Annotated in this window: 5 protein-coding genes; all 5 read left to right on the top strand. The window is 55.4% G+C overall.

Annotation, left to right across the window (positions count from 1 at the left end; all coding sequences use genetic code 11):
- The coding region (locus PHF27_RS13375; protein ID WP_300071099.1) for a GGDEF domain-containing protein at positions 1-364 on the top strand (364 nt) is incomplete at its 5' end.
- Positions 365-594: 230 nt separating this feature from the next.
- Positions 595-1,485: a hydroxyethylthiazole kinase gene (gene thiM, locus PHF27_RS13370; RefSeq protein ID WP_300071095.1), complete on the top strand. Its 891-nt coding sequence runs from the start codon at positions 595-597 to the stop codon at positions 1,483-1,485.
- Between the two features lie 2 nt (positions 1,486-1,487).
- Positions 1,488-1,973, top strand: coding sequence for a histidine phosphatase family protein (locus PHF27_RS13365; protein WP_300071094.1), 486 nt, complete (start codon positions 1,488-1,490; stop codon positions 1,971-1,973).
- Between the two features lie 18 nt (positions 1,974-1,991).
- Positions 1,992-3,482 carry a CYTH and CHAD domain-containing protein gene (locus PHF27_RS13360; RefSeq protein WP_300071092.1) on the top strand — a complete coding sequence of 497 codons (1,491 nt, stop codon included), beginning with the start codon at positions 1,992-1,994 and terminating at the stop codon, positions 3,480-3,482.
- Between the two features lie 18 nt (positions 3,483-3,500).
- The coding region (rpoN, locus tag PHF27_RS13355) for an RNA polymerase factor sigma-54 (protein WP_300071089.1) at positions 3,501-4,807 on the top strand (1,307 nt) is incomplete at its 3' end.

The following is a 4,807-nucleotide window of genomic DNA, read 5'->3' as shown; positions in this document are numbered from 1 at the left end:
AAAGAAAATCAATGACCAATACGGGCATAGTAATGGGGATGCCGCCATTGTGGCGATTGCGGAAGTGCTGAAGAACTGCCTGCGTCATAATGATGTCCTTTGCCGTTTGGGCGGAGATGAATTTTTGGTCATTTTAGAAGGGTGTACGTTGGAGCAGGCGGAAGTTTTTTGGGAGCGTGTAGAAAAAGCCTTGCGGAAAAAGAATCGCGAACGCCTGGAGAATATGATTTTGAGCCTCAGCCGGGGGATGGCGGAACTGAATCCGCAAGCGCCGGTTTCGGTAGAAACACTGGTGCATACGGCGGATCAGCGGATGTATGAGAATAAGCGCGAATATAAACGAGTCATAGAAAGAATGCAGTAAGACGTGAAAACGGTGTCGGCCTTAAGGCTGGCCCGTTTTCTTTTTGCTGACGCCGTCGCAGCCCTCAAGCGCACCCTCCGGTTCTCTGATTATCCTGTTCAAAATCTTATGCTCCTTGCGATCCCAAGCAGGATAAATGCCAACCGGTGCGAATAGTATTAGGTAATTGTTTGTTAAAAATAGCAGTTATAAGCAGGAAAGCCATAGTGGAATGATGAGGAGTGATGGTCGTGTTGCAGCAGCTTTGGGATTTGCGGGAAAAAGTGCGCCAAGAGCGCCCGCTGGTGTATAATCTGACAAATAATGTTGTAACCAACGTGACGGCGAATATTTTGCTGGCGGCCGGCGCCAGGCCGATCATGTCGGAAGGGGCTGCAGAAGCGGAGGCGTTGGCCAGGGCGGCGGATGCGTTGGTGCTGAACATTGGCACGCTGCATACCCGACAGATTACATATTTTCTGAAAGCGGGTTCCTACGCCAATGAGTATGGCAAGCCAGTCGTGCTGGATCCGGTGGGAGTGGGGGCTACGCCGTATCGGGACATTACGGTCAAGCAACTGCTGGGGGAACTCAAGCTGACGCTGATTCGGGGAAATTACGGCGAAATCTCTTATTTGGCCGGCAGCGGCGGCATCGTGAACGGCGTGGATACGGCCAGCACCGAACTTCCGTTAGAAGCGTTCAAGAAATTCTCCGTAGATACCGGCGCCATTGTGGCGGCTACAGGCAAAAAAGATTATGTAACGGACGGGCAGCTTTTACTGGCTTCGGAAACAGGGCACGAGTGGCTGCAATACGTTACAGGCACCGGTTGTGCACTGACCTCCCTGATGGCGGCCTTTACGGCGGTTGCGCAAGAGGAACCCTTGCTGGCGGCAACGGCAGCCATTGCTTTTTATGGCGCAGCGGCGGAAAAAGCGGCCGCGAAGAGCAAGGGGCCCGGCTCCTTTGGCGTGAAGTTTATTGACGCCCTTTATAATTTGGATTTCAAGGATTTCCGTCACTATAGCGCGGGCAAAGTGAAGCCTGCCTATGAAGATACTGCTAAAACGGCTGTAGAAGAGGAACCGCAGGCGGACGAGAGCGAAGCGGCGGTCGACGAAAAATGGATGGAGGATTGAAGATGGAATTGATCCTGATGCGTCATGGGAAAGCGGAGCCGGCGATTCCGCCGATGAAAGATGAAGAACGGGATTTGACGGAGCCAGGCAGAGAAAAAGTGATTGCAGCGGCTCAAGGGTTGGCCGGAGGCTTGGCAGATGCCAGTCGCCTGCAAATTTGGACCAGCTCATTGGCCCGCGCTTTATCAACGGCTAGTATTGTAGCGGAAGTGTTAGGGGTGGAGGAATTGCGTCTTTTACCCTGTCTGGAAGAAGGGAAGCTGCCGGAGCTATTGCAGGAACTAGCAACAGTAGAAGAGGACGCTCAAGTTCTAGTTGTAGGTCACGAACCGTATTTGAGCCTGTGGACGGAACATTTGGCAGGTTCAGCTCTGCCCTTTAAGCCGGCGACAGCGGCGTGCTTGACGCCCTGCGCCGGACGCAGCGAGCGGTGGCGCTTGCGTTGGTATGCTCAGGCAGGAATCTTAGGCTGTCTGGGCAAGAAATAAAGAACCGGAGGGACGCTCATGGAAACCGAACTGAAGCTGCAGGTGGCGGAACCAAAGTGCTGGCAGGCCATTTTGGATTTTTTGCCGACTCTGGACGGTGGCGGTGAAATACAGAGCGGCCGCTTCCGGGCCATTTATTACGATACGCCAAAAGGTTCTTTGCGCAAGGCGCGCATGGCGCTGCGTATTCGCCAGGAGAACGGGAGCTGGATGGCGACGCTGAAAGGCGGCGGTACCAGTCTGGGCGGCTTGCATCAGCGGCAGGAATGGAATGTGCCGCTGCCGCGTAAGCAGGCGCCGGCCGTGGCCTTGTTTGAGGATGAGGAAGCGGCGGCATTATTGAAGGCGGCCTTGCAGGCGGAAGAGCAGGACCTGTCCTGGCAAGCGCTGTTGGAAACGGATTTTGAACGCACTTTTTTGCGTGTAGATCTTCCAGATGGAAGTTGTGTAGAGATTGCCGCCGACAAAGGAAAAATTCTAGCTGCGGGACGTCGGGCTGCGATATTGGAACTGGAGCTGGAATTGGTGTCCGGTCAGGAAACGGCTCTCTTTTCTTTGGGAGAAGAGCTGGCTCGGCGGTTTCCGCTGCTGCCGGCCAGCGGCAGCAAGTTTCATCGAGGGTTATTGCTGGCGGGCTTGGCGGAAGCAAATGAGGAAATTTCACCGAGCTGCGCGGCGGGGACCCGCTTGGCCATGCTGCATTGGCTGCGTACGGCGATATATTGGCAGGAGCAGTTTTTACAGCGGCCTGAGGAAGTGCGGCCGGTCCATCAACTGCGCGTGGCTTTACGGCGGATGCGCTCGGTGCTTTCTTTTTGTCGTCCTTTTTTTGAGGTCGAGGCGTGCCAGCATTATCAGGAAGAATTGCGTCATTGGGGCGAGCAACTGGCTGGCGTGAGAGAAACCGATGTTCTCTTGGCAACTCTTGCTGCCAGCGGTCTAGACGCGGGAGCCGGAGTGCTGGGGGAATTGGAAACGGATTTGGCCGCCCGTCGGCAGGTGCTGGCGGCGGATGTGGCTCGCGAGATGGCGAAAGGCTGGTCGACTTCCTTGGTACTTGCGTTGTGGCAGTGGCTGTTGTCGCCGGCTTGGGCGGCGGAGCCAACCGCGTCCGAGTTAACAGCGCGCCTGTCAAAGTGGTTGGTTAAACTGCGCAAAGTGGGCGACGCAGCGGACCTTACGCTACAGGATGAATTGCATGATTGGCGCATTCAAGGAAAAAAAGTGCGGTATGCCTTTGAATTTTGCTTGTTGCAGCGGCTGCGTCTGGCTCCGGAAATGATTGAAACGCTGGTGGAAATTCAAGACGCCCTTGGAGAACTTCATGATATTCAAGTGCAACATCAATTGTTGATGCAATGGCGGGATGTTCCGGGGACGGCATGGGAAGCCGGCTTTTTAGCCGGCTGGCAGGAACATGAGCGGCGGCGCATGCTGCCGGATTTAAAGAAGCTGCGGAAGGATTTTCGCCGCTATGTTCGGCGGTGGCTGCGCGAGCACGCCGGTTAGTAAGATGGAGTGACGAAAATGAATCTTCAACTTTCGACACAATTAAAACAGCAGCTGACGCTGACCCCTGCGCTCTGCCAGTCTTTAGCGGTGCTGCAGATGGCTGCGCTGGAATTGGAACAAAATTTACAGCAGCAGGCGGAAGAAAATCCGCTGTTGGAGTGGGAAGAAGGCGCGCCGCCGGATTATGAGGCATTGGCTCGTTATTTGGATACTCCCGGAACGGCGGCAGGAACGGCGCCAGCCGGGGATGACGAGGAAATGCCGCCGCCCTGGGAACGCGCTGCGGCGGAGCAGGCGCTAACCCTGGGGGCTTTTCTGGAAAAACAGCTCGTAGAAAGCGGTTGCCCCCAAGAACTGAAACCGTTAGTGCGTTTTTTTATCGGCTGTCTGGATGAACGAGGGTATTTGACCGTCAGTATGGAGGAAGCGATTGCTTGTTTGGAGCGCGACGCCGAAGAGGTACAAGCAGCGTTGTTTTGGTTGCAGTCGCTGGAACCACCAGGCGTAGGGGCGTCCGGTTTGGAAGAATGCTTGCTTTTGCAGTTGCAGCGTCAAGGAGCGGGTGAATCATTAGCGGCTAAGCTGGTGGAAAAAGGGCTGCTGGATGATGTGGCTCAAGGTCGTTGGAAGAGGTTGACGCAGGCGTTGGCCTGCACGCAGGAAGAGCTGGATGAGGCATTACATTGCTTGCGGTCTTTAGACCCGCGCCCAGGCCGGGCCTTTGCTACGGCGGAAACGGTGTATGTACTGCCGGATGTGCGCATTGAACGGCAGGGGGACGAGTTTCGCGTAGAAGTGGCAATGCCTTGGAAAGGGCTGACCATTAGCCAGGAATACCGAAAAATGGTTTCCGGCGGCGGCGCGGCGGTTAAGGAATTTGTGCAAGGACGCCTGAATGCGGCGCTGCAGCTTTTGAAGAGCTTGGATCAGCGGCGGCAGACGCTGCAAACGTTGGCGGAAATCTTGGTGCAGCGTCAAGAAGAATTTTTCTTGCGCGGGCGGCGGCATATGAAGCCGCTATCCATGCGCCAGATGGCGGATGAACTGGGTGTGCATGAATCGACGGTCAGCCGGACGGTGGCGGGGAAATACGCCTTGACGCCGCATGGCTTGCTGCCGTTGCGAGATTTTTTTCCAGCTGCGGCCTTTGCCGTAGGAGGAGAGAATGTGGCCGCCGATGGCGTCAAGGAGCGCATTCGCGCCTTGATCCAAGAAGAGCCGCAGGGAGAACCTTTGAGCGATCAAAAGCTTTGCGAAATGCTGAGCGAAGAGGGAATTCCTATTTCCCGCCGCACGGTTGCTAAATATCGCGAAGAAATGCA

The sequence above is a fragment of the Anaeromusa sp. genome (genome assembly GCF_028691475.1).
Taxonomy (GTDB): domain Bacteria; phylum Bacillota; class Negativicutes; order Anaeromusales; family Anaeromusaceae; genus Anaeromusa.
The sequence above is the reverse complement of the archived record's forward strand: the minus strand, read 5'-3'. Positions and strand labels throughout refer to the sequence as shown.